This is a genomic window from Burkholderiales bacterium (assembly GCA_036262035.1).
Classification (GTDB): Bacteria; Pseudomonadota; Gammaproteobacteria; order Burkholderiales; family SG8-41; genus JAQGMV01.
The window spans coordinates 32464-58722 of record DATAJS010000031.1 but is presented as its reverse complement, the minus strand read 5'-3'; the positions used below and the strand labels follow the sequence as shown (position 1 = coordinate 58722).

General features: G+C 67.2%; 23 protein-coding genes and 1 pseudogene. 13 read left to right on the top strand and 11 right to left on the bottom strand.

The genetic code is table 11. From position 1 onward, the window contains the following. The first annotated feature begins 27 nt into the window (after window positions 1-27). From pabB to VHP37_30245, 7 genes are all read left to right on the top strand, one after another. On the top strand, window positions 28-1413 hold the full coding sequence (pabB, locus tag VHP37_30275) for an aminodeoxychorismate synthase component I (protein ID HEX2830663.1): 1386 nt from the start codon (window positions 28-30) through the stop codon (window positions 1411-1413). A gap of 50 nt (window positions 1414-1463) precedes the next feature. After that, a complete protein-coding gene (locus tag VHP37_30270) occupies window positions 1464-2771 on the top strand; it encodes an NAD(P)/FAD-dependent oxidoreductase (protein ID HEX2830662.1) in 1308 nt (435 codons plus the stop codon). Window positions 2772-2835: 64 nt separating this feature from the next. Beyond that, window positions 2836-3222 carry a thioredoxin gene (trxA, locus tag VHP37_30265; protein ID HEX2830661.1) on the top strand — a complete coding sequence of 129 codons (387 nt, stop codon included), beginning with the start codon at window positions 2836-2838 and terminating at the stop codon, window positions 3220-3222. Between the two features lie 182 nt (window positions 3223-3404). After that, entirely contained in the window at window positions 3405-4187 is a 783-nt protein-coding gene (locus VHP37_30260; protein ID HEX2830660.1) for a class III extradiol ring-cleavage dioxygenase, read from the top strand. Window positions 4188-4429: 242 nt separating this feature from the next. Beyond that, on the top strand, window positions 4430-5236 hold the full coding sequence (locus VHP37_30255) for a VTT domain-containing protein (protein ID HEX2830659.1): 807 nt from the start codon (window positions 4430-4432) through the stop codon (window positions 5234-5236). A gap of 206 nt (window positions 5237-5442) precedes the next feature. Beyond that, window positions 5443-7263 carry a monovalent cation:proton antiporter-2 (CPA2) family protein gene (locus tag VHP37_30250; GenBank protein ID HEX2830658.1) on the top strand — a complete coding sequence of 607 codons (1821 nt, stop codon included), beginning with the start codon at window positions 5443-5445 and terminating at the stop codon, window positions 7261-7263. Between the two features lie 21 nt (window positions 7264-7284). Continuing rightward, a complete protein-coding gene (locus VHP37_30245) occupies window positions 7285-7887 on the top strand; it encodes a nitroreductase family protein (GenBank protein ID HEX2830657.1) in 603 nt (200 codons plus the stop codon). A gap of 60 nt (window positions 7888-7947) precedes the next feature. On the opposite strand, the gene VHP37_30240 is transcribed toward VHP37_30245, so the two are convergent. The 3 genes from VHP37_30240 to VHP37_30230 form a co-directional block, all read right to left on the bottom strand. Next, window positions 7948-9621 carry a thiamine pyrophosphate-binding protein gene (locus VHP37_30240; protein HEX2830656.1) on the bottom strand — a complete coding sequence of 558 codons (1674 nt, stop codon included), beginning with the start codon at window positions 9619-9621 and terminating at the stop codon, window positions 7948-7950. Between the two features lie 132 nt (window positions 9622-9753). Continuing rightward, a complete protein-coding gene (locus tag VHP37_30235; GenBank protein ID HEX2830655.1) occupies window positions 9754-10947 on the bottom strand; it encodes a porin in 1194 nt (397 codons plus the stop codon). A 419-nt stretch (window positions 10948-11366) separates the two neighbouring features. Continuing rightward, a complete protein-coding gene (locus VHP37_30230) occupies window positions 11367-12011 on the bottom strand; it encodes a hypothetical protein (GenBank protein ID HEX2830654.1) in 645 nt (214 codons plus the stop codon). A 100-nt stretch (window positions 12012-12111) separates the two neighbouring features. Here VHP37_30230 and nthA point away from each other — a divergent pair, with 100 nt between their 5' ends. From nthA to VHP37_30215, 3 genes are read left to right on the top strand one after another with little or no spacing between them, the layout of a single operon-like run. After that, window positions 12112-12729, top strand: a complete 618-nt coding sequence (nthA, locus tag VHP37_30225) for a nitrile hydratase subunit alpha (protein ID HEX2830653.1) — start codon at window positions 12112-12114, stop codon at window positions 12727-12729. Then, window positions 12726-13382, top strand: coding sequence for a nitrile hydratase subunit beta (gene nthB, locus VHP37_30220; GenBank protein ID HEX2830652.1), 657 nt, complete (start codon window positions 12726-12728; stop codon window positions 13380-13382). Before nthA ends, nthB begins: the two co-directional genes overlap by 4 nt. Continuing rightward, entirely contained in the window at window positions 13369-13773 is a 405-nt protein-coding gene (locus VHP37_30215; protein ID HEX2830651.1) for a nitrile hydratase accessory protein, read from the top strand. The genes nthB and VHP37_30215 overlap by 14 nt, the downstream gene beginning before the upstream one ends. Window positions 13774-13816: 43 nt before the next feature. On the opposite strand, the gene VHP37_30210 is transcribed toward VHP37_30215, so the two are convergent. The 7 genes and pseudogenes from VHP37_30210 to mdeB form a co-directional block, all read right to left on the bottom strand. Then, entirely contained in the window at window positions 13817-14572 is a 756-nt protein-coding gene (locus tag VHP37_30210; GenBank protein ID HEX2830650.1) for an endonuclease/exonuclease/phosphatase family protein, read from the bottom strand. A gap of 2 nt (window positions 14573-14574) precedes the next feature. Then, the gene (locus VHP37_30205) at window positions 14575-16731 is read right to left on the bottom strand and encodes a VTT domain-containing protein (protein ID HEX2830649.1); all 2157 of its coding nucleotides are present in this window, start codon (window positions 16729-16731) and stop codon (window positions 14575-14577) included. Window positions 16732-16783: 52 nt separating this feature from the next. Next, the gene (locus tag VHP37_30200) at window positions 16784-17608 is read right to left on the bottom strand and encodes a carbon-nitrogen hydrolase family protein (GenBank protein HEX2830648.1); all 825 of its coding nucleotides are present in this window, start codon (window positions 17606-17608) and stop codon (window positions 16784-16786) included. Then, window positions 17605-18048: a hypothetical protein gene (locus tag VHP37_30195; protein ID HEX2830647.1), complete on the bottom strand. Its 444-nt coding sequence runs from the start codon at window positions 18046-18048 to the stop codon at window positions 17605-17607. Before VHP37_30195 ends, VHP37_30200 begins: the two co-directional genes overlap by 4 nt. Window positions 18049-18080: 32 nt before the next feature. Further along, window positions 18081-18917 (bottom strand): cupin domain-containing protein, encoded by an 837-nt coding sequence (locus tag VHP37_30190; GenBank protein HEX2830646.1) that lies wholly within the window; start codon window positions 18915-18917, stop codon window positions 18081-18083. 33 nt (window positions 18918-18950) lie between these two features. Continuing rightward, window positions 18951-19714: pseudogene (locus tag VHP37_30185) on the bottom strand (alpha/beta hydrolase). A gap of 16 nt (window positions 19715-19730) precedes the next feature. Next, complete coding sequence (gene mdeB / locus VHP37_30180) at window positions 19731-22424, bottom strand: alpha-ketoglutarate dehydrogenase (GenBank protein HEX2830645.1); 2694 nt, start codon at window positions 22422-22424, stop codon at window positions 19731-19733. A 162-nt stretch (window positions 22425-22586) separates the two neighbouring features. Here mdeB and VHP37_30175 point away from each other — a divergent pair, with 162 nt between their 5' ends. After that, window positions 22587-23063 carry an Lrp/AsnC family transcriptional regulator gene (locus VHP37_30175; GenBank protein HEX2830644.1) on the top strand — a complete coding sequence of 159 codons (477 nt, stop codon included), beginning with the start codon at window positions 22587-22589 and terminating at the stop codon, window positions 23061-23063. 37 nt (window positions 23064-23100) lie between these two features. Beyond that, a complete protein-coding gene (locus VHP37_30170) occupies window positions 23101-24282 on the top strand; it encodes a pyridoxal phosphate-dependent aminotransferase (GenBank protein HEX2830643.1) in 1182 nt (393 codons plus the stop codon). Window positions 24283-24453: 171 nt separating this feature from the next. Here VHP37_30170 and VHP37_30165 read toward each other — a convergent pair whose 3' ends face one another. Continuing rightward, window positions 24454-25191 (bottom strand): sulfite exporter TauE/SafE family protein, encoded by a 738-nt coding sequence (locus tag VHP37_30165; protein ID HEX2830642.1) that lies wholly within the window; start codon window positions 25189-25191, stop codon window positions 24454-24456. Window positions 25192-25237: 46 nt separating this feature from the next. On the opposite strand from VHP37_30165, the gene VHP37_30160 reads away from it, so the two are divergent. Beyond that, window positions 25238-26167 (top strand): 3-hydroxyacyl-CoA dehydrogenase NAD-binding domain-containing protein, encoded by a 930-nt coding sequence (locus VHP37_30160; GenBank protein HEX2830641.1) that lies wholly within the window; start codon window positions 25238-25240, stop codon window positions 26165-26167. Window positions 26168-26259: the final 92 nt, after the last annotated feature.

Genomic DNA, 26259 nt, shown 5'->3' with positions numbered 1-26259 from the left:
CTCCGCGAGTGAAGTACTATTGTAAGCATGTCCCCCCCGCTGCTTGCCGAGCTCCCCTACCACCCCGACAGCGCCTCGCTCTTCGAAGCGATCGCCGACCTGCCCTGGGCGGTGTTCCTCGACAGCGGTCGGCATCACGCCGGGCAGTCGCGCTACGACATCCTCGCGGCGCAGCCGTACATCCGGCTTCTCACGCGCGGCAATCTCACCGAGATCGACGCCGACGGGATCGAGCTTTCCCGCGAGGATCCGTTCGCGCTGCTGCGGCGGCATCTGGCGTGCGATCGCGACGCGTCGGGTTTCCTCCCGTTCGCGGGCGGTGCGATCGGCTATTTCGGTTACGACCTCGCGCGGCGCATCGAGCGCCTGCCGTCGACCGCGGCCGACGGCGAACGCATCCCCGACATGGCGGTGGGCATCTACGACTGGTGCGTCGTGGTCGATCACCTCGAGCGCCGGACGTGGCTCGCCGCGCAGGGCCGCGATCCCGAGACCGACCTGAAGTGGAGCTCGCTCGTCGCGCTGTTCACCTCGCCGCCGCCCGAGCGCCGGCGCACGCCGTTTCGCGTGACCTCGCCGGTGCAGTCGAACATGAGCCGCGAGGCGTACGGCCGCGCGTTCGACCGCATCAAGCGCTACATCGAAGAAGGGGATTGCTACCAGGTGAATCTCGCGCAGCGCTTCAGCGCGCAGGCCGGCGGGGATGCGTGGCTCGCGTACCAGGCGCTGCGGGTGCTCAATCCCGCGCCGTTCTCGGCATACCTCAGCACGCCGTACGTGCAGGTGCTGTCGGCTTCGCCGGAGCGCTTCCTCGAGGTCGACGCGGGGCGCGTCGAGACCAAGCCGATCAAGGGCACGCGCCCGCGCGCGGGGCACGCGCGCCTCGACGCCGAGCTCGTGCGATCCTTGAGCGAGAGCGTGAAGGATCGCGCGGAAAACCTGATGATCGTCGACCTGCTGCGCAACGATCTCGCGAAGAGCTGCCGCATCGGCTCGGTGAAGGTGCCGAAGCTCTTCGACGTCGAGAGCTACGCGACCGTGCACCACCTCGTCAGCACCGTCACCGCGGAGCTGCGTCCCGGCCGCGACGCGATCGACCTCCTGCGCGGCGCGTTCCCCGGCGGCTCGATCACCGGCGCGCCCAAGCTGCGAGCGATGCAGATCATCGAAGAGCTCGAGCCGCAGCGGCGGGGCGTGTACTGCGGCGCCATCGGTTACATCGGATTCGACGGCGACATGGACCTCAACATCGCGATCCGCACCCTGGTGTACTCGCGCAGTCAGGTCCGCTTCTGGGCGGGCGGCGGGATCGTCGCCGATTCGAAGGTCGACGAGGAATACCAGGAGACCTTCGACAAGGCTGCGGCGATGTTGAAGCTGCTCCAAAACCAGTGTTTAGTGTTGAGTGTTTAGTGCTCGGTGGGGTTAACTCAACACTCAACACTTAACATTCAACACTGATCATGCATCGCATCGTCATCGTCGGCGGGGGCGCCGGCGGGCTCGAGCTCGCCACGCGCCTCGGCGACAAGCTCGGCCGCTCGAAACGCGCGCGCGTGACGCTCGTCGACTGCTCGCGCACCCACCTGTGGAAGCCGCTGCTGCACGAAGTCGCCGCGGGCAGCATGGACCTGTACGAGCACGACCTCGATTACCTCGCGCAGGCGCGCTGGCACCACTTCGAGTTCCAGCTCGGGCGCATGGACGGCCTCGACCGCAAGCGCCGCGTGATCGCGCTGGAGGCGACGTACGACGAAGCCGAGAACGAGGAGCTCATCCCCCGGCGCGAGATCGCGTACGACACGCTCGTGATCGCGATCGGCTCGCGCACCAACGATTTCGGCACGACGGGCGCGCGCGAGAACGCGATCAGCCTCGACACGCCGGAGGACGCCGAGTATTTCCATCGGCGCCTGGTGAACGCGTGCATACGCGCCAATGCGCAGAAGGAGCCGCTCGCGCCCGAGCAACTGCACGTCGCGATCGTCGGCGCGGGCGCCACCGGCGTCGAGCTCGCCGCGGAGCTGCACAAGACGACGCGCGAGCTCGTCGCCTACGGCTTCGAGCGCATCGATCCCGAGCGCGACGTGCACATGACGATCCTCGAAGCGGGTCCGCGCATCCTCGCGGCGCTGCCTGAGCGGGTCGCGCACGCCGCACTGGGCCTCCTCGCGGACCTGAAGGTCGACGTGCTGACCGGCGAGAAAGTGACCGAGATCCGTCCGAACGCGGTGCTGACCGAGAGCGGACGCGTCGTGCCGGCCGAGCTCACGGTGTGGGCGGCGGGCATCAAGGCGCCCGACTTCCTGAAGGATCTCGACGGGCTGGAGAGCAATCGCGTGAATCAGCTCGTCGTCGACCTGACGCTGCAGACCACGCGCGACCCCGACGTCTTCGCGATCGGCGACTGCGCGTGCTGTCCGTGGCCGGGCCACGCGCCGTGCGTTCCGGCCCGGGCGCAGGCCGCGCACCAGCAGTCGACGCATCTCGTGCGTAACCTCAGGCGCAGGCTGGCCGGGAAGCCGCTCGAGCCTTTCGAGTATCGCGATTTCGGCTCGCTCGTCTCGATGGGCGAGTACAGCACGGTCGGCAGCCTGATGGGCAAGCTCCTCGGCGGCAGCCTCTTCGTCGAAGGGCTGTTCGCCCGCGTGATGTACGTCTCGCTGTACCGCATGCACCTCTATGCGCTGCACGGCACCGCGAAAGTGCTGTTCGATCTGCTGGGCAGGCTTTTCACGCGGCGCACCGAGCCGCGCGTGAAGCTGCATTGAGTACAATGCGGGCCCGGCGCTTGCTGCGTAAACAAGGTTTCGGTCACCGCCCACGAGGTACGACATGGCAACCGTAGAGCTCACCAAGGACAACTTCGAACAGGTCGTCACCGGGAACGACATCGTCGTCGTCGATTTCTGGGCGCCGTGGTGCGGTCCGTGCAAGGGTTTCGCCCCGGTCTTCGAGGCCGCGTCGGAGAAACACTCCGACGTCGTGTTCGCCAAGGTGAACACCGACGACCAGCAGGAGCTTGCGGGCCATTTCTCGATCCGCTCGATCCCGACGATCGCTCTGTTCCGCGAGAGCATCATGCTGTTCTCGCAGGCGGGCGCGCTGCCGGCCGCGGGGCTCGAGAGCATCCTCGAGCAGGCGAAGGCGATCGACATGAAGAAGGTGCACGAAGAGATCGCCGCGCACCAGAAGGAGCAGGCGGAATCGGGGACCAGTTGAAGATCCAAAATGGATTCCCGCCTTCGCGGGAATGACGGTCTTCAATGTCCGTCATTCCCGAACGCGCGTTAGCGCGGGCTATCGGGAATCCATTTTTCAAGTTTTCGATCGATTCGATCGGTACTTTCGTCTTTTAGCCGCGCGGCGTCGCTCTCATATTCCTGTTTTCAGGAGCATCCGCCATGATCGCATTGCCCGCGCTGTTCATCTCCCACGGCGCACCGACCCTGCCGCTCGAGGACAGTCCGGCGCGCCATTTCATCGAAACGCTCGGCCGCGAGATTCCGAAGCCGCGCGCGATCCTCGCGGTGTCGGCGCACTGGGAGACGGCGACGCCCGCGGTGAGCACCGCCGAGCGGCCCCAGACGATCCACGATTTCTCCGGCTTCCCGCCGGAGCTGTACAAGCTTCGGTATCCGGCGCCGGGCGCGCCTGAGCTCGCGCGACGCGCGTCCGAATTGCTTGCGGCAAAGGGCGTGAAAGCCGACAGCGACCAGACGCGCGGCCTCGACCACGGCGCGTGGACGCCGCTCCTGCTCATGTATCCGCAGGCCGACATCCCGGTCACGCAGCTTTCGATACAGCCGCACCAGGGACCCGAGCACCACTTCCGCATCGGCGAAGCGCTGCGGCCGCTGCGCGAAGAAGGTGTGCTGATCGTCGCGTCGGGCAGCGCCACGCACAACCTGCGCGAGTTCCGCGCGAACGCGCGCGGGGGCGAGCCGGCGGCGTGGGCGCTTGCGTTCGGCGAGTGGCTCGCGTCCGCGGTGGAGCAGGGACGTGCGCAGGACCTGCTCACGTATCGCAGCCGCGCTCCTGAAGCGGTGCGCAACCATCCGACCGACGAGCACCTGCTGCCGATCTTCGTCGCGGCGGGCGCGGCGACGCCGGGCGTCGCAGGGCAGCGCCTGCATTCCAGTTACGCCTATGGCGTCATCGGAATGGATGCGTACCGCTTCGATTGAACGTCAAATGGATTCCCGCCCCCGACTAAAGCACTCGAGGGCAGGCTCTGCGCGGGAATGACGACGCGCCGCCGGCGCGGGAATGACGATCGGCCGCCCTGCGCGGGAATGACGGTCGGTCGCCTCGCGGGAATGAGGTGCGGTAGGGATCGTCATTCCCGAACGCGCGCCAGCGCGGAGCTGTCGGGAATCCATTTTCAAACGCTGTATCATCTTCGGATGCGAGCGAAGCGGAGCGCGGATTGGACGAGTTGAGGGCGCTCGTCGCGCAGCACGGTCTCACGCTGGTCTTCCTGAACGTGCTCGTCGCCCAGCTCGGGCTGCCCATCCCGGCGCTGCCCATGCTCGTGCTCGCCGGCGCGCTGCTCGCCGAAGGCACGATCCACTTCGCGTCGCTGGCGATCGTCGTGATCGTCGCCTCGCTCCTCGGCGATACGCCGTGGTATTTCGCGGGCCGCCGCTACGGCTACCGGATCCTGCGCACGCTGTGCCGCGTCTCGCTCGAGCCCGATTCGTGCGTGAAGCAGACCGAGAACATCTTCGCGCACTGGGGGCCGCCGTCGCTGCTCGTCGCGAAGTACGTACCCGGTTTTTCCACCGTCGCGCCGCCGCTCGCGGGCACGATGCGCGTCGGCCTCTGCCGCTTCCTCGCGTACAGCGCGATCGCCGCGGCGCTGTGGGCGGCGGCGCCGGTCACCGCCGGCTTCTTCTTCAGGAAACAGATCGAGCGCCTGCTCGACTACATCGAGACCATGGGCGCCGGCGCGCTCGCCATCGTCGCGACGATCCTCATCGTCTACGTCTCGGCGAAGGCGATCGAGCGCTACATGCTGCTGCGCTTCCTGCGCATGATCCGCATCAGCCCGGCGGAGCTGAACGGCCTGATCGATCGCGGCCAGTCGCCCGTGATCATCGACGCGCGCTCGCCGCTCGCGCGCGAGGCCGAGCCGCGGCGCATCCGCGGCGCGATCGATGCCGACCTCGCGAGCCTCGAGACGGTGCTCGATACGATCCCGCCCGAGCGCGAGGTCGTCGTCTACTGCAGTTGACCCAACGAAGCCAGCGCGGCGCGTGTCGCCCGCACGCTGATGGACAAGGGCTACGTGCGCGTGCGGCCGCTCCAGGGCGGGCTGGACGCGTGGATCGCCGCCGGACACGAAGTGGCGTAGCCACTTCGTAGTGTTTAGTGTTCAGTGTTCAGTGAACACCCGACGCTCAACTCAACACTCAACACTCAACACTTAACACTCCGCGTATGCGCCTACTCGAAGCCGCCACGATCTTTCTCATCTCCGCGGTCGTGCTGGTGCCGCTCTTCCAGCGTTTCAAGCTCGGCGCGGTGCTCGGCTATCTCGCCGCGGGCATGGTGCTCGGCCCGTGGGGACTGGGCATCGTCGCCGACGCGGAGAACACGCTCGGCTTCGCCGAGTTCGGGATCGCGATGCTGCTCTTCCTCGTTGGCCTCGAGCTCGAGCCCTCGAGGCTGTGGAGCATGCGCAAGCTCGTCTTCGGACTGGGCTCGGCGCAGGTCGGCCTCACCGCGCTCGTGCTCGCGCCGATCGCGGTCTGGCTGGGACTGTCGTGGCATGCGGCGATCGTCGCGGCATTCGGCGTGGCGATGTCTTCGACGGCGTTGGTTCTGACCTCGCTCGCCGAGCGAGGTCAGATGAACGCGCCGCACGGCCGCGCGGCGTTCGCGGTGCTGCTGTTCCAGGACCTCGCGGTCATTCCCCTGCTGACGCTCGTCCCGCTGCTGGCCTACGCCTCGGTGAAAGACGCGGTGAGCTGGACCGTCGCGGCGAAAGCGCTCGCCGCGATCGTGGTGTTCATCGTCGCGGGACGCGTGGCGGTGCGGCCGGTGCTGAAATACCTCGCGCGCCATTCGAGCTCGGAGATCTTCACCGCCGCCTCGCTGCTGCTGGTCGTGGGGTCGGCGGTGATCATGGAGCACCTGGGCATCTCGATCTCGCTCGGCGCTTTCCTCGCGGGACTGCTGCTCGCCGACTCGGAGTTTCGCCACGAGCTGCAGGCCGACATCGAGCCGTTCAAGGGGCTGCTGCTCGGCCTGTTCTTCATGTCCGTGGGCATGCGGGCGAACCTCACGCTCGCGCGCGAGATCCCGTTCCTGCTGGTCGGCCTCGCGCTCGGGCTGATGGCGCTGAAGTTCGCGGTGATGTACGCGATCGCGCTCGTCGCGAAGCTCGGTAACCGGGAAGGGCAGCGCCTCGCGGTCGCGCTCGCTCAGGGCGGCGAGTTCGCGTTCGTGCTGTTCGGCGCCGCCGCCGGGGTCGGCATCTTCGAAGCGGGCACCGAGGAGCGCCTGGTGCTCGTCGTGACGGTGTCGATGATCTTCGCGGCGCCGCTGATGGGGCTGCACGGAAGGCTGCTCGCGATGCTCGAGGCGCGCCGCATCACGACCGATTACGACACCATAGACTCGCCGCCCGCGCCGGTGATCATCGCGGGCTTCGGGCGCTTCGGCCAGATCGTCTCGCGCGTGCTGCGGATGGCGGGCATCCCCTTCACTGCGCTCGACGCGAGCTACGCGCAGGTCGATTTCGTCCGGCGCTTCGGCAACCGCATCTATTACGGCGACGCCTCGCGCCTCGAGCTGCTGCACGCCGCGCACGCCGGCGATGCGAAGCTCTTCGTGCTCGCGATCGACGACGTCGAAGCGTCGGTCAACACCGCGCGCATGGTGCGCAGGCACTTCCCGCAGCTCGAGATCATCGCTCGCGCGCGTAACCGCGTGCACTACTTCAGGCTGCGCGACCTCGGCGTCACCTGCATCTTCCGCGAGACGTTTCCGGCGAGCCTCGAGGCCGCCGAATCGAGCTTGCGCAGCCTCGGCTTCGACGCCGCGGCCGCTGCGCACGCCGTGGCGATCTTCAAGCAGCACGACGAGGAACAGCTCGTCGCGCAGTATGCCGTGCACCACGACGAAGCCCAGCTCGTGCAGACGTCGCGGCAGGCCGCCGACCAGTTACGCGAGCTGTTCGAGGCGGACGTGGCGGGACGACAGGATTCGGCCGGCAGGATTCAGCAGCAAGCGCAGGTGCTAAGCTCCGAAGCCTGAAAATCCCGAAAGCCGACGCCCATGGACCGCAAAGCGCAGACCCGAGTGCCGATCCACGACCTGCTTGCCGGCCGCTGGAGCCCGCGGGCCTTCGACGCGAACCGTCCGGTCAGCCGCGAGCAGCTTGCGGCGTTGCTCGAAGCGGCGCGCTGGGCACCTTCGTGCAACGGCGACGAGCCGTGGCGGTACCTCATATGGGACCGCGCGCGCGACCCCCGGGGCTTTCAGAAAGCGTTCGACTGCCTGTCGGAGAACAACCGCAAGTGGGTGAAGAACGTGCCGGTGCTGATGCTCTCGTGCGCGGGCAGCATCTTCGACCACAGCGGCAAGCCGAACCGCTTCGCTCCGCACGACACCGGCGCTGCCGACTTCTCGATCGCGCTGCAGGCCGCCGCGCTCGGCCTCGTCGCGCACCAGATGGGCGGCTACGACGCACAGAAAGCGCGCGAAGCGTTCGGCATCCCCGAGGACTACACGCCGCAGGCGATGATCGCCGTCGGGTACCAGGCGTCTCCGGACGTGCTCGACGAGGAAACCAGGCAGAAAGAGCTGAAGGCGAGATCGCGCAAGACCCTCGACACCCGCTTCTTCGAGGGCGGGTGGGGTGAGGGCGTGAAGTTGTAGCGCAGGCGCCCTCGCCTGCTCGAGGGTCCACCGCTGCAGGCGAGGCGCCTGCGCTACCCATCACGCCTTCGCGTGCTTGCCCGGCGGATGCGCGCGGCGGATCGTCGGCGATACTACTTTGTCGGAGACGTGAACGTCCCACACCGCGGCGCCCTTGCCCGCGGCGAACTCCTTCAGCAGCTTCGGTATGTCGTTCACGTTCTTGACCGTCTTGCCGTCGATGCCGAAGCCGCGCGCGACCGCCGCGAAATCGGGGCGGCCGAACACCGAGCCCGCTTCGGGCAAGCCTTCCGAGCGCAGCTTGTGCACCTCGGAGCCGTAGGCGCCGTCGTTCAGCACGATGATGAGTATCTTCATCCCGTGACGCTTGATCGTCTCGAGCTCCTGGATGTGCATCATCAGGCTGCCGTCGCCGTCGAACAGCACGGTCGTCTGGTCGGGATACGCGGTCGCGACGCCCATCGCGAACGAGATGCCGTTGCCGATCGCACCGAACTCGCGCAGCGTGAAGAACTTCTCCTGCGGGCGCGACGGCATCTGCGCGAAGAACCACGAGCAGTGACCCGACGAGTTCACCAGCTGCCACTCCGGCGGTATCGATTTCTCGAGCGCCTCGACCGCGTCGCGCGGATCGAGCAGGCCGGGCTCGATGTCGAACTTGAAGCTGTCGGGCTTCGAATCGCGGATGCGCGCGGCCATAGCCTCGCTGCGCCACATGTTGGTGCGCGCGGGCAACGCGGCGGTCAACGCTTCCACGGCGAGACGTGCGTCGCCGCGCAGGTGGTGGCGCGCCACTTCCTGGCCCTGGCGCACCGCGCGAGGATCCACGTCGATGTGCAGCATCTTCGCGTTGCGCCAGAGCTGCCCGCCGCCGCCGGCGTGATAGGCGAGCGAGCCGCCGACCACGATGACGAGATCGGCCTGCGCCAGGTACTCGAGACCGACCTCCGGTGTGAAGCTGCCCGAGATGCCGATGCAGTAGATGTCGTCGTGAAACAGGCCCCGCGCAGGCAGCGATGTGGTCAGCAGTCCGCCGATCTTCGCGGCGAGCGCCTTGCACGCCGGGCCCGCCTTGGCTTCGACCGCACCGAGGCCCGCGAACACGACCGGGCGTTCGGCGGCCGCGACGAGCTGCGCCGCGGCTGCGACGTCATCGGGATTCGGCGGGATGGGTGAGTTGCGCGGCAGCAGCTCGCCCGACGGCGTCGGCAGCTTGTCCGGCCCCGCCCACGGGCGCTCCTGGAGATCGAACGGGATGCCGATCACCACCGGGCGCCGCTCGCGCTTCGCCTGCAGGAACGCGTCGCGTATGCCGATCGGCATGCGCTCGGGCAGGTGCAGCGGATGGTAGTCCGCGCCGGTCGCCTTGATGATCGGCGCCTGGTCGATGCCCTGGTTGTACCAGCTGCTCTTCAGCGGCGCCTCGCCGGCGAACACCACCAGCGGAACGTGCGCGCGCACCGCAGCCGGCAGCGCGGTGATCAACTGCGTGACGCCGGGGCCGCACGTGACCGTCGCCACGCCCACTTCACCGGTCTTGCGCGCATAGGACATCGCGGCTGCGACTGCGCAGTGCTCGTGCCGGACGTAGACCATGCGGCAGCCTTCCTGTGCGAGCGTGGCCGCCCAGTTCATGTTCGCGTCGCCCATCAGCGCGAAGCACGTCTTCACGTTCTCCTGGATGAAGGACTTCGCGAGGACTTCGTAGACGTGCTGTTTGGATTCGGTCGTCATTGTTCTGGCTCCTCCGGGTAGGCACTCATTCTATGCCACCTCATCGGGACGTTTCGCGACGCTGCAGCCGCCTATGAGCGTCGCTAAAAAAAACGGGCGCCGAAGCGCCCGTCTTTCCTGCAGCGGTTGCGACTAGAACCGGTGGCGCACCGCGAACGCGACGGCGTCCTCGTTCTGGCCGTTCTGGATCGCACCGCCGAGACCGCCGAGGCGGTAGCCGGCGTTCGCGTCGTTGTCCAGGCGCACGTAACCGACCGTGAACTCGGTCCTCTTGCTGAACGTGTACACGTAACGGATCTGCATGAGGTTCGCGCCGGTGTCGTTGCCCGGAGCCGGACGATAGCCCGGGCCGCTGGCCGCACCGGCGACGAATGCGCCGCCCGTGCCGGCGACCACCGGCGTCGCGAAGCCCGCCGGACCGCTCATGTCACGCGCTTGCGTGAACGCGGCACGCAGACCGTGCGGTCCGACGATGTGCCAGTCCACACCGAGGTGCCACGCTTTGGCCTTGACGTCGCCCGCGACGGTGTCGAAGCGCTGCTCGGTGTACTGACCGCCGAAGCGCACCGGACCCCAGGTGTACGCCGCACCGACGTGCCAGCCGTTGTCCTTGCTGTCGTCGGGGCCGCCTGCAGCGGCGAAGTCGCGATGCTGCTCGAAACCGGCCGAGACGTACAGGGGACCGGCGGAGTACTGACCGCCGATCGACATGACGCGCGGTTTGTTGTTGGTCGCGCCTTCCAGCGTGCCGGTCGAGGTCTGCGCCGAGGTGAAGGCCGCCATCACCCGGAAGCCGGCGAAGTTCGGGCTGTCGTAGGAGATCAGGTTGTTCTGACGACGCTTGAAGATCAGGCGGCCGGCGCCCACGGCGGTCGTCGTCGAGTTCGAGCCCAGCAGGAACGCGGTACCGAAGATACCGGTGTCGTTGCCGCCGACGGCGGTCGGGCTCATCGTGCGCTTGAACGGCGTGTCCCAGTTGCCGATGAACACGTTGCCGAAGCCGCCCTTGAAGCCGAGCGCGCTGTTACGCGAGCACCAGCCGTCCTGGTTCTGGCCGCGCGGGTCGGCCGTGCTCGCGCACTGGAACCACGCCGACAGACCGCCGCCGAGCTTTTCCTCGCCCTTGAAGCCGATCTCGCTGCCGGGAGTCTGGATGAAATCGGAATTGCTCCTCGCAACACCGGCCGCCGCGTCACCCTGATCGGCGCGAACGGTGTATTCCACGTACAACGTGCCGAACACCTGCACGGTGCTCGACTGGGCGAGCGCCAGGGCGGGCGCGCCGAACGCGCCGGCAAGAGCCGCCGCCAGTAACTTCTTGTTCATGAGTTCTCCTCGTTGATTGACGTAAGCGCATTCATCGATCGCGCTTCGACTTCCGATCGGAAGCTGTTTCGAGTATCGATCGTGCGCACGTACAACCGCTACAGCTTTGTGTGATTGCAACGCGTGTCGACGCGTCGACGTTGCGGGGTAACAACACAGGATGAGCACACACTATGGTTCGTCGTTCAATGTTCGCAGTGCGCTCGAGCACGCACGCGGCGAAAAAAAACCCGGCTCGTGGCCGGGTTCAACCAAAGTCGCCTGGGCTTCTCTGGGTTTCATCGAGAGATCGGGCCGCGAACGACCCGCATTCACGTTAGCAGCGTCGCGCGGGGTGATGCAACGGCAATGTGGCCACCATGGAGTTTGCTCCGCACGCGTGTCCCGGCCACTCGCGACACGATCGCACGTGTGCGTCGTCAGGCGTTGGGCACGAGGACGCTGAGCTCGCCCGTGGGTCCGCTTCTCACGTACAGAAGACCGCCTGGTTGCTCACTATCCCTCCACGCGAGATAAGACAGGCGATTTCCCTCGAAAAGCACGAAAAAACGAGCGGCGGCCGGTATCGCGATAGTGGCTTCGCCCCAGGAGCGGCCTATCAACGGAGGATTTCGTGCGATGTAGTCGGGGCTCTCGGTGACGAGCGGTCTGTAGTCCGCGTCCAGGAATCGAATGCTCGGGAGCAGCACATGCCCTGATACGTTCCAGAGCATGTTGACGGGATATGTCTTTACCACGAGCGTTCTCGCCCCGGCGGGCAATTCGAATGCTGCGAAGTACGCGCGCTGATGGTCGAATTGAAACACGGGCGATTCGGGCGTTATCGCCGCTGCCTGCTCTGCTCCGGGGATCAGTTTCAGGTAAGAGATATCGCGAGCGCTCTCACAACACAGCGGCGCTTTCTCCAGCGCTGCGTAGTGTTGCGGCGGCAGAAAAGTTCCCGTGTGGCTCAACGGGCCGGTGGCGCAGCCCGCCAGGGCCAAGGTCGCAATCAGTGCGTGAAGCGGTTTCATTTTCAGCTTTGACGTTTCGTTTTCGTGAACGGCAGCCCGCCGGTGCTGCACTGTATGAATTCTAGCCGCCAGCTTCAGGACGGACGGGCCGCGTTCCGCTTCCCACAGGCACGCATTGACTGAAGCTGTGCGGGAGTCTTATCTTCCGGACATGCACACCGACGACGACCACGATCACGATCATTCCGAGCTTTCGGACACGCAGCTCCGGGTGCGGGCGCTCGAGACCATCCTGACCGAGAAGGGATACATCGATCCCGCCGCGCTCGACGGCATCATCGAGCACTACGAGACCAAGACCGGCCCGCACATCGGCGCGCGCGCCATCGCGCGCGCCTGGGTCGATCCGCAATTCAAGGCGGCGCTGCTGGCGGACGCGACGAAAGCGATCGCCTCGCTCGGCACGCCGGTGGGCGATCACCTCATCGCCGTCGAGAACACCCCACAGCGGCACAACATGGTCGTGTGCACGCTGTGCTCGTGCTATCCGTGGGACGTGCTCGGCCTGCCGCCGGTCTGGTACAAGTCGGCGCCGTATCGCTCGCGCGCGGTGATGGATCCGCGCGGCGTACTCGCCGACTTCGGCGTGACATTGCCTGCGGACGCCGAGATCCGCGTCTGGGACTCGACCGCCGAGACGCGCTTCGTCGTGCTGCCGCAGCGTCCCGCCGGCAGCGAGAATCTGAGCGAAGAGCAACTGGCGGCGCTCGTCACCCGCGATTGCATGATCGGCATGGGCTTGCCGCGCGCGCCGGGGGAAGCGCCATGAACGGCGTGCACGACATGGGCGGCATGCACGGCTTCGGCAAAGTCGAGCCCGATGCCGACGATCGGGCGTTCCATGCCGAGTGGGAAGCGAGGGTGCTCGCGATGCAGCGGGCCATCCGCGCCGCGCGCGCGTGGAACATCGACATGTCGCGCGACGCGATCGAACGCACGCCCGCGAAACGCTACCTGGCTGCGTCGTACTACGAGCGCTGGCTGATGGGCATGGAGCGGTGCGTGGTCGAGAAGGGACTGATCGATCCGGACGAGCTCGCCGCAGGCCACGCCTTGCGTCCGGGCAAGGTCGCCGCGCGCGCGATGACGAAGGACGACATCGGCCAGACCTACACGCGCGGCTCGTTCTACCGCCCGCCGAATCACGAAGCCCGCTTCAAGCCCGGCGATCGCGTGCGCGCGAGGAACATCAACCCGGCTACGCACACCCGGCTGCCGCGGTACGTGCGCGGCCACGAGGGCGTCGTCGAAGCGGTGCGCGGCTGCCACGTTTTCCCCGATGCGGTGACCACAGGCCGCGGCGAGGATCCGCAGTGGCTCTATACCGTGGTGTTCGACGGCCGCCGCATCTGGGGCCCGGGCAGCGATCCTACGCTGACCGTCTCGGTCGAAGCCTTCGAGCCGTACCTTGAGCCGATTTGATCCCACCTTCGATGCCGCCGCGGCACGCGAGGCTGCGGCGGCCGTGCCCGGGTTGCCGCACGACAAACAGGGACCGGTGTTCTGCGAGCCGTGGGAAGCGCAAGCTTTTGCGATGGCGCTCGCCCTGCATCGGCGCGGCCTTTTCACGTGGAGCGAGTGGGCCGCCGCGCTGGGCGAGGAGATCAAGCGCGCGCAGCGCGCCGGCGATCCGGATACCGGCGAGACCTACTATCGGCACTGGCTCGCGACGCTCGAGCGGTTGGTCGCGGAGAAAGGCGTGGCGACTTCTGAAACGCTGGGCCGTTACCGCGATGCGTGGGATCGCGCCGCCGATCGCACGCCGCACGGCGCGCCGATCGAGTTGAAGCCGGAGGATTTCGCAAAGCCGTGAACGGTGCGTTACGCCGCTGTCGCGGCTGACGCACCCTACGCATCTACGGCGTCTCCGCGACGTTCGCCGTCATTGCCGCTTCGAGCGCTTTCGTATCCCCGCCGCATTCCAGATCGAGCTCCGCCGTCAGCGGCAGGTGATCCGACGCGATCTTCGCCAGCTTTGAGACGTGCACCGTCATGTTCCGGAGCAGCTTGCGCGGTTTGACCCACACGCGGTCGAGCGCGAACACCGGCAGCCGCGCGGGAAACGTCGGCGGCGATGGCGTCTGCTCGAAGTGCTTGTGCATCCAGCGCAGCGGCCTGCCCCACAGGAACCACTCGTTGATGTCGCCCATGAGGATGGTCGGCAGCGGCTTGTCGCTTTCGAGGACGCGTAACAGGCGCTGGATCTGCTCGCGACGTTCGTAGGGGCGCAGTCCCAGATGCGTCGCGAGCACGCGCATCGGCGTCCCGCCGCAGTCGAGCTCGACGTCGATCGCGCCGCGCGGCTCGCAGCGCTCGACGCAGAGGTTGATCCGCTGCATCGTCTTCACCTTGAAGCGCGTCAGCAGCCCGTTGCCGTAATCGGCGCCGTTGCGTAAGAGCGTCGGGCCGGCGATCGCTTCGAAGCCGATCTCGTCGCCGAGATACCGGAGCATGTCGAAGCCGGTCGCACGCGACTCGACTTCCTGCAGCGCGATGATGTCGGCGTCGAGCTCCTTCAGCACGTCGGCGATGCGCTTGGGCACGAAGTGGCCGTCGCGGCCCACGCCGCCGTGGGTGTTGTAGGACGCGACCCTGATGCCTGCACGCGCCACGGTCATGCCTTGCCGGGCGGCGGCGCCGCGAAACGGTGGTGGACGTAGTACGCGGCCGCAGCGACCACCGCGGCCATGCCGATCGCGCCGGCGTACGTCACGAGCCCGGGATCGGTCACCGCGGCACTGACGCGATCGACGAAGATCACCGTCACCGCGATGCCCGGCGCCATGCCGAACGCGGTGCCGAGGAGGAAGTCGCGCAGCCGTATGTGCGAGGCGCCGACCACCGCGTTGACGATCGAATACGGCGCCACGGGCAGCAGGCGCAGGAGGGCGATCGCGAGCGCGCCCTTGCGCGCGAGCCTGCGCGTGATGCGATTGAGCCTGCGCCCGGCGAGATGGCGCACGGTGTTGCGTCCGAGCTTGCGGCCTATCCAGTACGTCACTGCCGCCGAGAGCAGCGCGCCGGCGAGCGCGTAGAAGCCGCCGAGCAGCGGCCCGAAGACGACGCCGGTCGCGATGATGAGCACCGTCACCGGGATCACCAGCACGCCGGCGACGACATAGGCGGCGAGCACCGCCAGCGGCGCGACCGGCGACGCGTCGAGGCTGCGCGCGATCAGGATGAGCGCCCGCAGCGAGACGAGCTCGCGCAGCGGCGTCCAGCGCCACAGCGCGGCGAGGGCGGCGAGCATGATGAGCGCGAGCGCGACACGGCGCACGCGGCCGGCGACCGGTTTGCGCTCGGTCGCGGGCACGAAATCCTTTACGAGCTCGTCGGGCTCCATGGGGCGCTCCGGATCGACGACCGCACTGGCGGGCACGAGCGCGTCGATGTCGTCCGGCACTTCCGGGTTGATCGGCTCCAGCGTCCGCTCCCCGGGGCGATGCAGCGCTCGTACCGTTCGGATCAGACTGCCGTCCTGGCGCGCGGTTTCCGCGGCCACGGCCGCGGGCTCGACGCCGAGGTGCTCGCCGAGCAGGCGGTTGCGCAAGCCCGCGATCGCCTTGCGCACGCGCTCGTCGCCCTTCGCCTCGATCGCGATGTTGCACTCGGTGTCGAAACCCATCGAGCGGTTGCTGAAGTTCGCCGAGCCCACGCTGGCGAGCTCGTCGTCGACGATCAGCACCTTGCTGTGCACGTTGAGCACGTTGGGAAGCTGGAGGTTGGGCACGTACGGGTAGTAGAGGCCGTAGTGCCCGCCCGCGTCCGCGGCCTGGAGCTGCTTGTGCAGCCGCGAGCGCAGCACGCCCATCGTGCGCTCCTCGAGCCAGCCTTCCTCGGTGCGGCGCGACACGACGAGGATGTCGGGCGAGTCGGGCGACTTGACGCGCGCGGCGAGCGCGGCACCGACGACGCTCGAGCTGAAATACTGGTTCTCGAGGTACATCGAGCGCTGCGCCGCGCCGACCGAATCGACGTAGAGGTGGCGGATCTCCTCGATGGGCTTGCCCGTGACGAAGCCCGGATCGGTGCGTGCGACCGCGACGTCGACGTCGGTCAGGTCGGGCTCGAGCCCCGGCGGCCACGGATCGTTGTCGGGTTTGTCGTCGAGCGATCGCGGATTGCGCCCGGTCGCGCGCTGCCAGCGGTCGCGCGCGAGCTCGCCCAGCGCCTGCGCCGGGCCGCCGTCGACGATGGCCTGCACGTCGTGATACGGCCGGTACGGCTTGCCGTCCGGATCGCAGCGATGCGCGTTCTCGCAGCCGTGCTCGGAGGTGTCCCAGCGGCAGTGCGTGAGGTCGAGGCCCCCGACGAAAGCGACCGCGTCGTCCACAACGACGATCTTCTGGTGGTGCGAAGCGCCGGTCGGGTGCTTGTCGTCGAGCCTGAACGAGAGCCTGCGGTGGGTGCGCCAGTCGAGCTTGTAGATCGGCATCCACTCGCGGTCCATCGCGAACACCATCGCGAAGTCCCACGACAGCACGTACATGCGCAAACCGCGGTTGCGCTTCACCACCTCGTTCAGGAAGTCGCCGAGCTCTTCGGGAAAGCCGTCGTTCGCGCCGTCGGGCACGAGGCGTATGCGGCTGTCGATGTCCCAGCCGACGATGAACACGCTGCGCGTGGCGCGCGCGATCGAGGCGCGCAGCGCGCTGAAGTAATTCGCGCCGTCGATGAGGAAACCGAGCCGCTTCGCGCGGTCGATGCGCCAGCAGTTGCGGCCGGGGACGAGAAGGCCGGCGGCGGCAGCGTCTGTTCTATTCGAATCCATGGGGTCGCCGTCGGTTTGGCAAGCGCTGTGCCTGCCGACCCGTTCGCGCAGTTCACGACGGCGCCTGAAAGGCGACGTCGTGAGTAAGACACGGCAGCATCCCGCGCACCTTGTCCACTCGTGCCGGATCGATGTCGGCGTACACGATGCCGGGAGATTCTCCACCGTCGGCGAGAATCTTTCCCCACGGATCGACCACGAGACTGTGCCCGTACGTCGAGCGGTTGCCCGGGTGCTCGCCGCACATCGCGGGCGCGAAGACGAAGCACGCGTTCTCGATCGCGCGCGCCTGGAGCAGCGGGTGCCAGTGGTCCTTGCCGGTGGCGCGCTGGAACGACGAGGGCACCGTGAGATAACGCGCGCCGGCCTGCGCGAGCGCGCGGTAGAGCTGCGGAAAGCGCAGGTCGTAGCACACCGTGAGTCCCAGCTTGCCCCACGGCGTGTCCGCCACCACCGCGCGGTCGCCGGGGCAGTACGCCGACGACTCCCTGATCACCTTGCCGTCGGGCAACGTCGCGTCGAACATGTGGATCTTGTCGTACGACGCCACGAGCTCGCCCGAGTCGGACAGGAGCAGCGAGCGGTTGGTCATGCGGCCGTCGTCGGTCTTGAGCGTGAGCGAGCCGACGAGCAGCCAGACCTTCAGCTCCCGGGCGAGCGCCCGCAGTTGCAGGAGTACCGGGCCGCCGTCGGCGGGCAGCGCGTTGTCGCGCATGTTGCGCCCGCTGCCGTCCATCATCAGCGCGTACTCCGGCAGCATGACGAAGCGCGCGCCGCCGGCGGCGGCTTCGCGGGCCATGCTCTTCACGGCATCGAGGTTCGCTTCGATATCGTTGCCCGTCTGCATCTGCAGGAGGGCGGCCTTGAACGTCGTCACGCGACCGGGGCGTTGGTGCGCGGCGCCATGGTGCCTTTGGCGATATCGTCCGGCGCTTCCGAATTCGGGAAGTTGAATTCGAGCACCGTGCCGACCGGATCCTTGAGGAAGATCTGGTAGCCGGCTTCGGGCACGTTCTGCTCTTCGAACGGGACGCCGAGCTTGCGCACGTGGTCGCGGAATTCGGCGGCCCCGGTCATGCGAAACGCCATGTGATCGAAGCTCGCGTTGTGCTTGTCGGACAGGAAACCTTCCGGCGCGCGCGCGCCGACGTGCAGGATCGGCTCGTCCCCGGCATACAGCCACAGGCCTGCGTTGCCGAAGTTGGGGCGGTAGCCGTTCCTGAGTCCCATCACCTCGCCGTAGAACTTCTCGATCTTGGGCAGATCGGCGCTGGTGCAGCGGATGTTGAAGTGCAGCATGCCTCGGTAGTGTTTCATGGCGGCTCCTTGATCGGGTCAGACCCCGGTTTTTAAACGTCGGCCGGCACCGCGGCCGCCGAGCTGTGTCCCCTGATCTGTCTCGCCGGCGTGCGGCCTTCGAGGTCGCGACCCGTCGGGTTCCAGGTGCACACCGGCGCGCCTTCGGCCCACACCGTCTTGTATTCGCCGGGCACGAAGAACTCGACGAAGGCCATCTCCTCGGCGCCTTCGCTGTGCAGGTAGTGCCGCTCGCGGTCGCCGTAATAGATGAGGTCGCCCTTGCGCACCGGAATCGGCGACTCGTTCGCGTACGCCGTGCCGCTCCCCCGGAGCACGTACATGAAGTGCTCCGCGCCTTCGTGGTGATGGTTCGCGCCTTCGGTGTCCGGCGGATAGAGGATGATCTCGCCCTTGACCGCGCGCGTGCCGAAGAGCTTCGGCGTGACGACGTAGACACGCTTCCTCGCGTCGTACTGCGAATCGAGCACCGGCTCGCGCTTCCAGTCGACGACGCGCAACGAGAGCGCGGCGGGATCGAAGTCGCGGTCGAAGCGGCCGGCGTGAGGAACCTGCGCATAGAGCAGCGCGGTTTCCGCGGTCGCCGTCAGCGAAGCGCGAGCGCCCGGCGGCAGAAAGACGATGTGCGATGCGCCGAGCGCGATGGTGCGGTCGTCCGCGTTGAGCGACGCGCCGCCGTCGAGGATCTGGAGCCACGCGAGGTCGGTGGACGCGACGCCGATCGCGAGCGAGGCGCCCGGCGCGAGATCGACGCGGTCGAGCAGGATCTTGGTGCCGGCCACGCGCGCTTCGGTCAGCAGCCTGCGGCGCGCGGCGCCGTCGGCGAGCGGCTCGCGTTCGACGTCGTCCTCGTTGAACGTGACGGCCATCCCGGTCTCCTCCTGTGGATGCGTCCTACTGTATCACGCGCGAGCGTGCGCCCGTTCCACGAGGGACAGCACCGTCGCGGCGAACTCTGCCGGGATCTCCTGCGGCAGGTTGTGGCCGACATGAGGCACGACGCGGCGCTCGTACGGCCCGGTGAAGAAGGCGCGATCGTGATCGGCTGCATCGGCCGGGTGCACGCCGTTGTCCGAGCCGTGCATCACGATGGTGGGCACCGTGATGGGCGGGCGCTGCGCGAGCCGCTGCTCGATCGCTTCGACCGCGGGATCGCCGGGGACGAGCGCGTAACGATGGCGATAGGAGTGGATGACGACGTCGACGAAATCGGGGTTGTCGAACGCAGCCGCGGTGCGCGCGTACGCGGCTTCGTCGAATTGCCGCTCGGAATGTGCTGGATGTTGTAGCCCGCGCCCGAGACGAGCCCGATGACACGCTCCGGCCACAGCGCCGAGACGATGCACGCCGCGCGGCCGCCCCAGTCGTAGCCCGCCACCACGGCACGCGGGATACGTAACGCATCGAGGAGCGCGTGGAGATCGTTGCCCAGCACCGCCTGCTGGCCCGAGCGCGGAGTTTCCGGCGACAGAAAGCGCGTGGGCCCATAACCGCGCAGATACGGCGTGATGACGCGGCAGCCGGCCGCAACGAGGCGCGGCGTGACGTCGTGGTAGGCGTGCACGTCGTACGGAAAGCCGTGCAGCAGGACGACGGGTGCCCCGTCCTGCGCGCCGTCGTCGTGATAAGCGACGCTGAGCACCCCGGCGTTCACCTGTTTCAGCACGACGCCCTCCGCTTGGTTACGCGTCCCAGGGGTTGGGGCTCTCCGGCTCGAGCCCGAAGCGCTTCACGGCGTCCACCACGACCGAAGGCGCGATGCGCTCCTCGTCCGCGAGCGCCTTGAGCGCCGACACCACGATCGCGCCGCGATCGACTTCGAAGAAGCGCCGCAGCGCTTCGCGCGTGTCGCTGCGGCCGAAACCGTCGGTGCCGAGCGCGACATAGCGGCGCGGCACCCACGTGCGGACGAGGTCGGGCACCGCGCGCACATAATCGCTCGCCGCGACGACCGGCCCCTTCGTCGGCGACAGGCACTGCTCGACGTAGCTCACGCGCGGCTTCGCGTCGGCGTGCAGCGTGTTCCAGCGCTCGACGTCCATGCCGTCGCGCCGCAGCTCGGTGAAGCTCGTCACGCTCCAGACGTTCGCCGCGACGTCGTATTCCGATTCGAGTATCTCGGCGGCGGCGATGACCTCTCTCAGGATCGTGCCCGCACCGAGCAGCTGCACCGCCCCTGTCTCCTCTCTCCTCTTTCCTCTCGCCTCTCGGAGCAAATACATCCCGCGCAATATCCCCTCGGCCGCGCCTTCGGGCATCGCCCCCTGCGCGTAATTCTCGTTCATCACGGTGATGTAATAGAAAACGTCCTCGCGCGCGTCGAGCATCCGGCGCGTGCCGTCCTGCACGATCGTCGCGAGCTCGTAGCCGTAACACGGATCGTAGGCGCGGCAGTTGGGGACTGCCGCGGCGGCGAGATGGCTGGAGCCGTCCTCGTGCTGCAGGCCTTCGCCCGACAGCGTCGTGCGCCCGGCGGTCGCGCCGATGAGAAAGCCTCGAGCGCGCGAGTCGGCCGCGGCCCACACGAAATCGCCCACGCGCTGGAAGCCGAACATCGAATAGAAGATGTAGAACGGCAGCATCGGCATGCCGTGCGCCGAGTACGACGTCGCGGCGGCGATCCACGACGACATCGCGGCCGCTTCGTTGATGCCTTCCTCGAGGATCTGTCCGTCCTTCGCTTCCTTGTAGTAGAGGAGCTCGTCGCTGTCCTCCGGCGTGTAGAGCTGGCCGAGCGACGCGTAGATCGCGACCTGCCGGAAGAGCGACTGCATGCCGAACGTGCGCGCTTCGTCGGCGACGATGGGCACGATGCGCTTGCCGATCGCCGGGTCCCTGAGGAGCTGAGAAAGAATCTTGACGAACGTCATCGTCGTCGATTCCTCGCGCTCGTTCGAGCCTTCGAGGATGCGCGAGAACGCCTCGAGCGCGGGCACCGGCAGCGCCGGCGCGTCGTGCACGCGCGCCGGCACGTAGCCCTGGAGGTTCTCGCGATGCGCGTGCAGGTAGCGCATCTCGGGGCTGTCGTCGGCCGGCTTGTGGAAGCGCAGGTGATGCACGTCGCCGTCGGAAAGCGGCAGCGCGAAGCGGTCGCGGAACGCGAGGAGCGCGTCGTCCTCGAGCTTCTTCGCCTGGTGCGCGCCCATCCGGCCCTGGCCCCAGTGGCCCATGCCGTAACCCTTCTTGGTCTGGGCGAGGATCACCGTCGGACGGCCCTTGTGGTTCACCGCCGCGTGATAGGCCGCGTAGATCTTGAGGGGATCGTGGCCGCCGCGGCGCAGGCGGTCGATGTCTTCGTCGGAAAGGTGCGAGACCAGCGCCTGCAGCTCGGGATACTTGTTGAAGAAATGCTCGCGGTTGAAGCGCCCGTCGGTTGCGGCGTATTTCTGGAACTCGCCGTCGACGGTCTCGTGCAGGCGCCGGATGATCACGTTGTCCTCGTCGCGGGCGAAGAGCGGGTCCCAGTCCGAGCCCCACAAGAGCTTGATCACGTTCCAGCCGGCGCCCGCGAACAGCCCCTCGAGCTCCTGGATGATCGAGCCGTTGCCGCGCACCGGGCCGTCGAGCCGCTGGAGGTTGCAGTTGACGACGAAGATGAGGTTGTCGAGGCCTTCGCGCGCCGCCGCGGAAAGTCCCGCGAGCGATTCGGGCTCGTCCATCTCGCCGTCGCCGACGAACGCCCAGACCTTGCGGCCTTCGGTCGCGAGCAGCCCGCGGTTCTCCAGGTAGCGCATGAAGCGCGCCTGGTAGATCGAGGTGATCGGGCCGATGCCCATCGAGGCGTTCGGGAACTGCCAGAAGTCGCGCATGAGGTACGGATGGCAGTAGGAAGGCAATCCCTTGCCACCGGTCTCGCGGCGGTAGTGGGCGAGATGCTCTTCGGTCAGCCGCCCTTCGAGGAACGCCCGCGCGTAAACGCCCGGCGCCGCGTGCGGCTGGAAGTACACGAGATCGCCGTCCTGCCCGCCGCGGAAGAAATGGTTGAAGCCGACTTCGAAGAGATCGGCGATCGAGGCGTACGTCGCGATGTGGCCGCCGAGCTCGGGATGGTCGCGGTTCGCGCGCACCACCATCGCGAGCGCGTTCCAGCGCACGATCGCGCCGATGCGCTGCTCGACTTCCATGTTGCCGGGATACTGCGGCTGGTCGGCGAGGCCGATGGTGTTGCAGTACGGCGTGTTCAGCACCGGCGGCAGCGCCACGCGTTTCGTTCGCGCGCGATCGAGCAGCTTCCGCAGGATGAACGTCGCGCGCTCGCGGCCTTCGCGCTCGACCAGCGTGTCGAAAGCTTCCAGCCATTCACGCGTTTCTTCGGCGTCGCTGTCCTGCTGGAGCACGCGCCAGTAGGCGGAGGAGGTGAGGTCTGTAAGGTCCATAAGGTGACGGATGAAGCGGTGACGGATAGGGCGGTGCGGATGGAACGGTGACGTGATGTTAGCCGCGAGCGCACGGCAGTTGCCACCGATTTGAGGCGGCGCACCGGGTCACACGGGGCAAACGTGCTGCCAATCGGTTTGTTCCCGGCATAAAATGCCGAAATGGACCTCGACAACACCGACTGGAAAATCCTCTCGCGGCTGCAGGACGAGGCGCGCATCTCGAACGTCGATCTGGCGAAGGCGGTGAATCTCTCGCCGTCGCCGTGCCTCACAAGAGTGCGCGCGCTGGAGGAGAGCGGCGTGATCGGCCGCTACGTGACGCTCCTCGATCCCTTGAAGCTCGGACTCACCGTGAGCGTTTTCATCCAGGTCAGCCTGGAGAAGCAGATGCGCAATGCGCTCGACACCTTCGAAGCGTCGGTGCTTGCGCGCGACGAGGTGATGGAGTGCTATCTGATGACCGGCGACGCGGACTATCTCATCCGCGTCATCGTGCCCGACGTGCAGTCGCTCGAGCGCTTCATCGTCGACTATCTCGCGAAGATACCGGGCGTCGCGAGCATCAAGTCGAGCTTCGCGCTGAAGCAGGTGAAGTACAAGACCGCGCTGCCGCTGCCGTCGAAACGCGGGAAGTGACGCGGGTCGACCGGCCTTTCGTGGTATAGCCTTCCGCATGTCTGCACGTCCGCCGCATCCGCTCGCCCGCCGCATGAGCGCCATCGAGCCTTTCCACGTGATGGAGATCCTCGCGCGCGCGAAGGCCCTGGAGGCCGAAGGGCGTTCGATCGTTCACATGGAAGTCGGGGAGCCCGATTTCCCGACGCCGCGGCCGATCTGCGAGGCGGGCATCCGCGCGCTGGAGCAAGGTGCGCTCTATTACACGCCGGCGCTCGGGCTGCGCGAGCTTCGCGAGCGCATCGCCGGCTTCTACCGCAGCCGCTACGGCGTCGACGTCCCGCCCGAACGCGTGATCGTCACGTCGGGCTCGTCCGCCGCGCTGCTGCTCGCGCTCGGCGTGCTGGTCGATCCGGATACCCAGGTGCTGCTCGCCGACCCGGGTTATCCCGCGAACCGCCACTTCGTGCGCATGTTCGACGGCGAGCCGGTGAACGTGCCTGTCGGTCCGGACAGCAATTACCAGATGACGCCCGCACTTCTCGAGCGCTACTGGGGCTCGCGCACCGCGGCGGCCCTCGTCGCCACGCCTTCGAACCCGACCGGCACGGTGATCGCGCCCGACGACATCCGCGACATGGCGCAGATCGCCCGCCGCGGGAACGGCGCGCTGCTCGTCGACGAGATCTATCACGGGCTCGTCTACGACGGCGAGACGCGCAGCGCGCTGGAGGCGAGCGACGAGGTGTTCGTCATCAACAGCTTCTCGAAGTATTTCAACATGACCGGCTGGCGCCTCGGCTGGATCGTGGCGCCGGAAGCGTACGTGAGGGAGATCGATCGGCTCGCGCAGAACGCCTATCTTTCCGCGCCCGCGCCGGCGCAGTACGCCGCGCTTGTCGCGTTCGAGCCCGGGACGCTGGCGATCCTCGACGAGCGGCGCGAAGCGTTCCGTGCGCGCCGCGACTATCTGGTGCCCGCGCTGCGCAAGCTCGGCTTCGTCATCCCGCAGACGCCGCAGGGCGCGTTCTACGTCTACGCCAACTGCTCGGCGCTGACGAGCGACAGCCACCGCTTCGCGCTCGACCTCCTGGAGAACGCCGGCGTCGCGATCACGCCGGGGATCGACTTCGGCACCCACCGCGCGAGCGAGCACGTGCGGTTCGCGTACACCAACTCGATCGAGCGGCTGGAGGAAGGGGTTCGGCGAATTTCGGGCTTTTTAAAAGCAAGAGCTTGAACCGCAAAGGACGCAAAGGAAAAGGCATATTCGTCGTTGCGAGGAGCGACAGCGACGAAGCAATCCCGACACGGTCGACGTGCGCCACGAGATCGCCACGTCGCTTCGCTCCTCGCGATGACATTCCTGGTTTTTCCTTTGCGTCCTTTGCGGTCAATTGCCTTCAAGCGATCAGCTCGCCAGCGCCCTCACCACCAGCGACCCGCCGCTGGCGACGAGAAGGACGCCGATGATCCGCACCATCTGCTCGCGCGTCATGTTCAGATGCAGGTGGTGCCCCAGCCATATGCCCAGGATCATCAGCGGCAGGAGCGCGGCCGCGGTGTAGAGCACCTGCAGGGTGAAGAGGCCCGCGACCGCGAAGATCGCGATGCGCGCGACCGTCGTGAAGATGAAGATCACCGGCACGGTCGCGCGGATGTTCTGCGGCGCCGAGCCGCGCGCGGTCAGGTACATGACGTAGATCGGCCCGCCCACGCCGAACATCGACGAGGTCATGCCGGCGAAGAGGCCGACCGGGGCCGCGGTCCAGCGCGGGACGCGAAACGCCGGCTGCCTGCCCGAAGCGTACAGGGCGCCGTACACGATCACCACGGCGCCCAGGCCGCCCAGCAGGAGGTCTGCGGGCACGCGGAGCAGCAGGAACGCCCCGACGAGCAGTCCCGCGGCGAGAAACGGGAGCAGCGGCTTCAGCTCCGCCTTGTTGATGTCGGCTCGCAGGCGCACCCCCATGGTGATCGCGCCGATGCAGTCGAGCAGCACGATCATCGGGATCAGGAACTTGATCGGGTAGAAGTGCGCCAGCAGCGGCACCGCGATGATCGTCGAGCCGAACCCCGAGATTCCGAAGATGACGTAGGCGAGGAGGACGACGGAGGACGCGAAAACGATGACGGCGACCGAGGGCATCGGCCGAGTATAGAATGAACGCTCTCCTGCTCTTCGCACCTTTCCCATGGCAGACAACGACCGCACCGTCGCGGTGATCGGCGGCGGCACGATGGGCGCCGACATCGCGGCGACCTTCGCCGCGCACGGCTGGACCGCGCACATCGTCAACCCGCAGGACCGCATGCGCGAGACCCTGCCGCAGCGTTTGCGCGCGGCGATGGACAAGCTCGGCGCCGAGTATTCCGAAGAAGGCTTTCCGCTCCACGACACGATCGGCTCGGTGCCGTGGGAGAAGGTCGAGATCGCGATCGAAGCCGCTCCCGAGCGCCTGGACGTGAAGCAGGCGGTCTTCGAAGAGATGGTGAAGCTCTCCAAGCCCAACACGCCGCTTTGCAGCAACTCGACCGCGATCCCGATCAGCGTCATCGGCGAGCGCCTGCCGACGCGCGAGCGCATGCTGGGCACGCATTACTTCATGCCCGCGCACATCGTGCCGGCGGTGGAGGTCGTCTCGTCCCAGCACACGAGGAAAGCGATCGCCGACCGCGTGGTGAAGATCATGCAGAGCGTCGGCAAGGTGCCGGTGCGCGTGAACCTCGACATTCCCGGCTTCCTCGGCGCGCGCCTGCAGGCGGTGCTCTCGCGCGAAGCGATCAAGCTCGTCGAGCGCGGCATCTGCTCGGTCGAGGACATCGACAACATCGTGCGCTACGGCTTCGGCTTCCGCTACATCGCCGCCGGTCCGCTGCTCCAGCGCGACCACGCCGGCCTCGACGTGCACAACGCCGGCGCGGAGACGATCTATCCCGATCTGTGCAACGACACCGTGCCGAGCCCGTACATGAGCGACCGGGTCAAAGCGGGGCACATCGGGATGAAAGCGAAGAAAGGTTTCTACGACTGGACCGACGAGTCGATCGCCGAGGAGAAAGCTCGATACGAACGCGCTTTGGCGGGCGCGATGGATATCCTCGATAAGGAAAAGCAGAATTAACCACAGAGGCGCACAGAGAAAGCGCGCCGTCATCCCCGCGTAGGCGGGGATCCATTTTCGACGTCAGGAAGTTCAAGATGGATTCCCGATCG

Excerpts from the sequence above, each read along its gene's own strand:
- pabB (HEX2830663.1), top strand. The coding sequence starts at position 28 with ATGTCCCCCCCGCTGCTTGCCGAGCTCCCCTACCACCCCGACAGCGCC.
- VHP37_30270 (HEX2830662.1), top strand. The coding sequence starts at position 1,464 with ATGCATCGCATCGTCATCGTCGGCGGGGGCGCCGGCGGGCTCGAGCTC.
- trxA (HEX2830661.1), top strand. The coding sequence starts at position 2,836 with ATGGCAACCGTAGAGCTCACCAAGGACAACTTCGAACAGGTCGTCACC.
- VHP37_30260 (HEX2830660.1), top strand. The coding sequence starts at position 3,405 with ATGATCGCATTGCCCGCGCTGTTCATCTCCCACGGCGCACCGACCCTG.
- VHP37_30250 (HEX2830658.1), top strand. The coding sequence starts at position 5,443 with ATGCGCCTACTCGAAGCCGCCACGATCTTTCTCATCTCCGCGGTCGTG.
- VHP37_30245 (HEX2830657.1), top strand. The coding sequence starts at position 7,285 with ATGGACCGCAAAGCGCAGACCCGAGTGCCGATCCACGACCTGCTTGCC.
- VHP37_30240 (HEX2830656.1), bottom strand. The coding sequence starts at position 9,621 with ATGACGACCGAATCCAAACAGCACGTCTACGAAGTCCTCGCGAAGTCC.
- VHP37_30235 (HEX2830655.1), bottom strand. The coding sequence starts at position 10,947 with ATGAACAAGAAGTTACTGGCGGCGGCTCTTGCCGGCGCGTTCGGCGCG.
- nthA (HEX2830653.1), top strand. The coding sequence starts at position 12,112 with ATGCACACCGACGACGACCACGATCACGATCATTCCGAGCTTTCGGAC.
- nthB (HEX2830652.1), top strand. The coding sequence starts at position 12,726 with ATGAACGGCGTGCACGACATGGGCGGCATGCACGGCTTCGGCAAAGTC.
- VHP37_30205 (HEX2830649.1), bottom strand. The coding sequence starts at position 16,731 with ATGGATTCGAATAGAACAGACGCTGCCGCCGCCGGCCTTCTCGTCCCC.
- VHP37_30195 (HEX2830647.1), bottom strand. The coding sequence starts at position 18,048 with ATGAAACACTACCGAGGCATGCTGCACTTCAACATCCGCTGCACCAGC.
- VHP37_30190 (HEX2830646.1), bottom strand. The coding sequence starts at position 18,917 with ATGGCCGTCACGTTCAACGAGGACGACGTCGAACGCGAGCCGCTCGCC.
- mdeB (HEX2830645.1), bottom strand. The coding sequence starts at position 22,424 with ATGGACCTTACAGACCTCACCTCCTCCGCCTACTGGCGCGTGCTCCAG.
- VHP37_30175 (HEX2830644.1), top strand. The coding sequence starts at position 22,587 with ATGGACCTCGACAACACCGACTGGAAAATCCTCTCGCGGCTGCAGGAC.
- VHP37_30170 (HEX2830643.1), top strand. The coding sequence starts at position 23,101 with ATGTCTGCACGTCCGCCGCATCCGCTCGCCCGCCGCATGAGCGCCATC.
- VHP37_30165 (HEX2830642.1), bottom strand. The coding sequence starts at position 25,191 with ATGCCCTCGGTCGCCGTCATCGTTTTCGCGTCCTCCGTCGTCCTCCTC.
- VHP37_30160 (HEX2830641.1), top strand. The coding sequence starts at position 25,238 with ATGGCAGACAACGACCGCACCGTCGCGGTGATCGGCGGCGGCACGATG.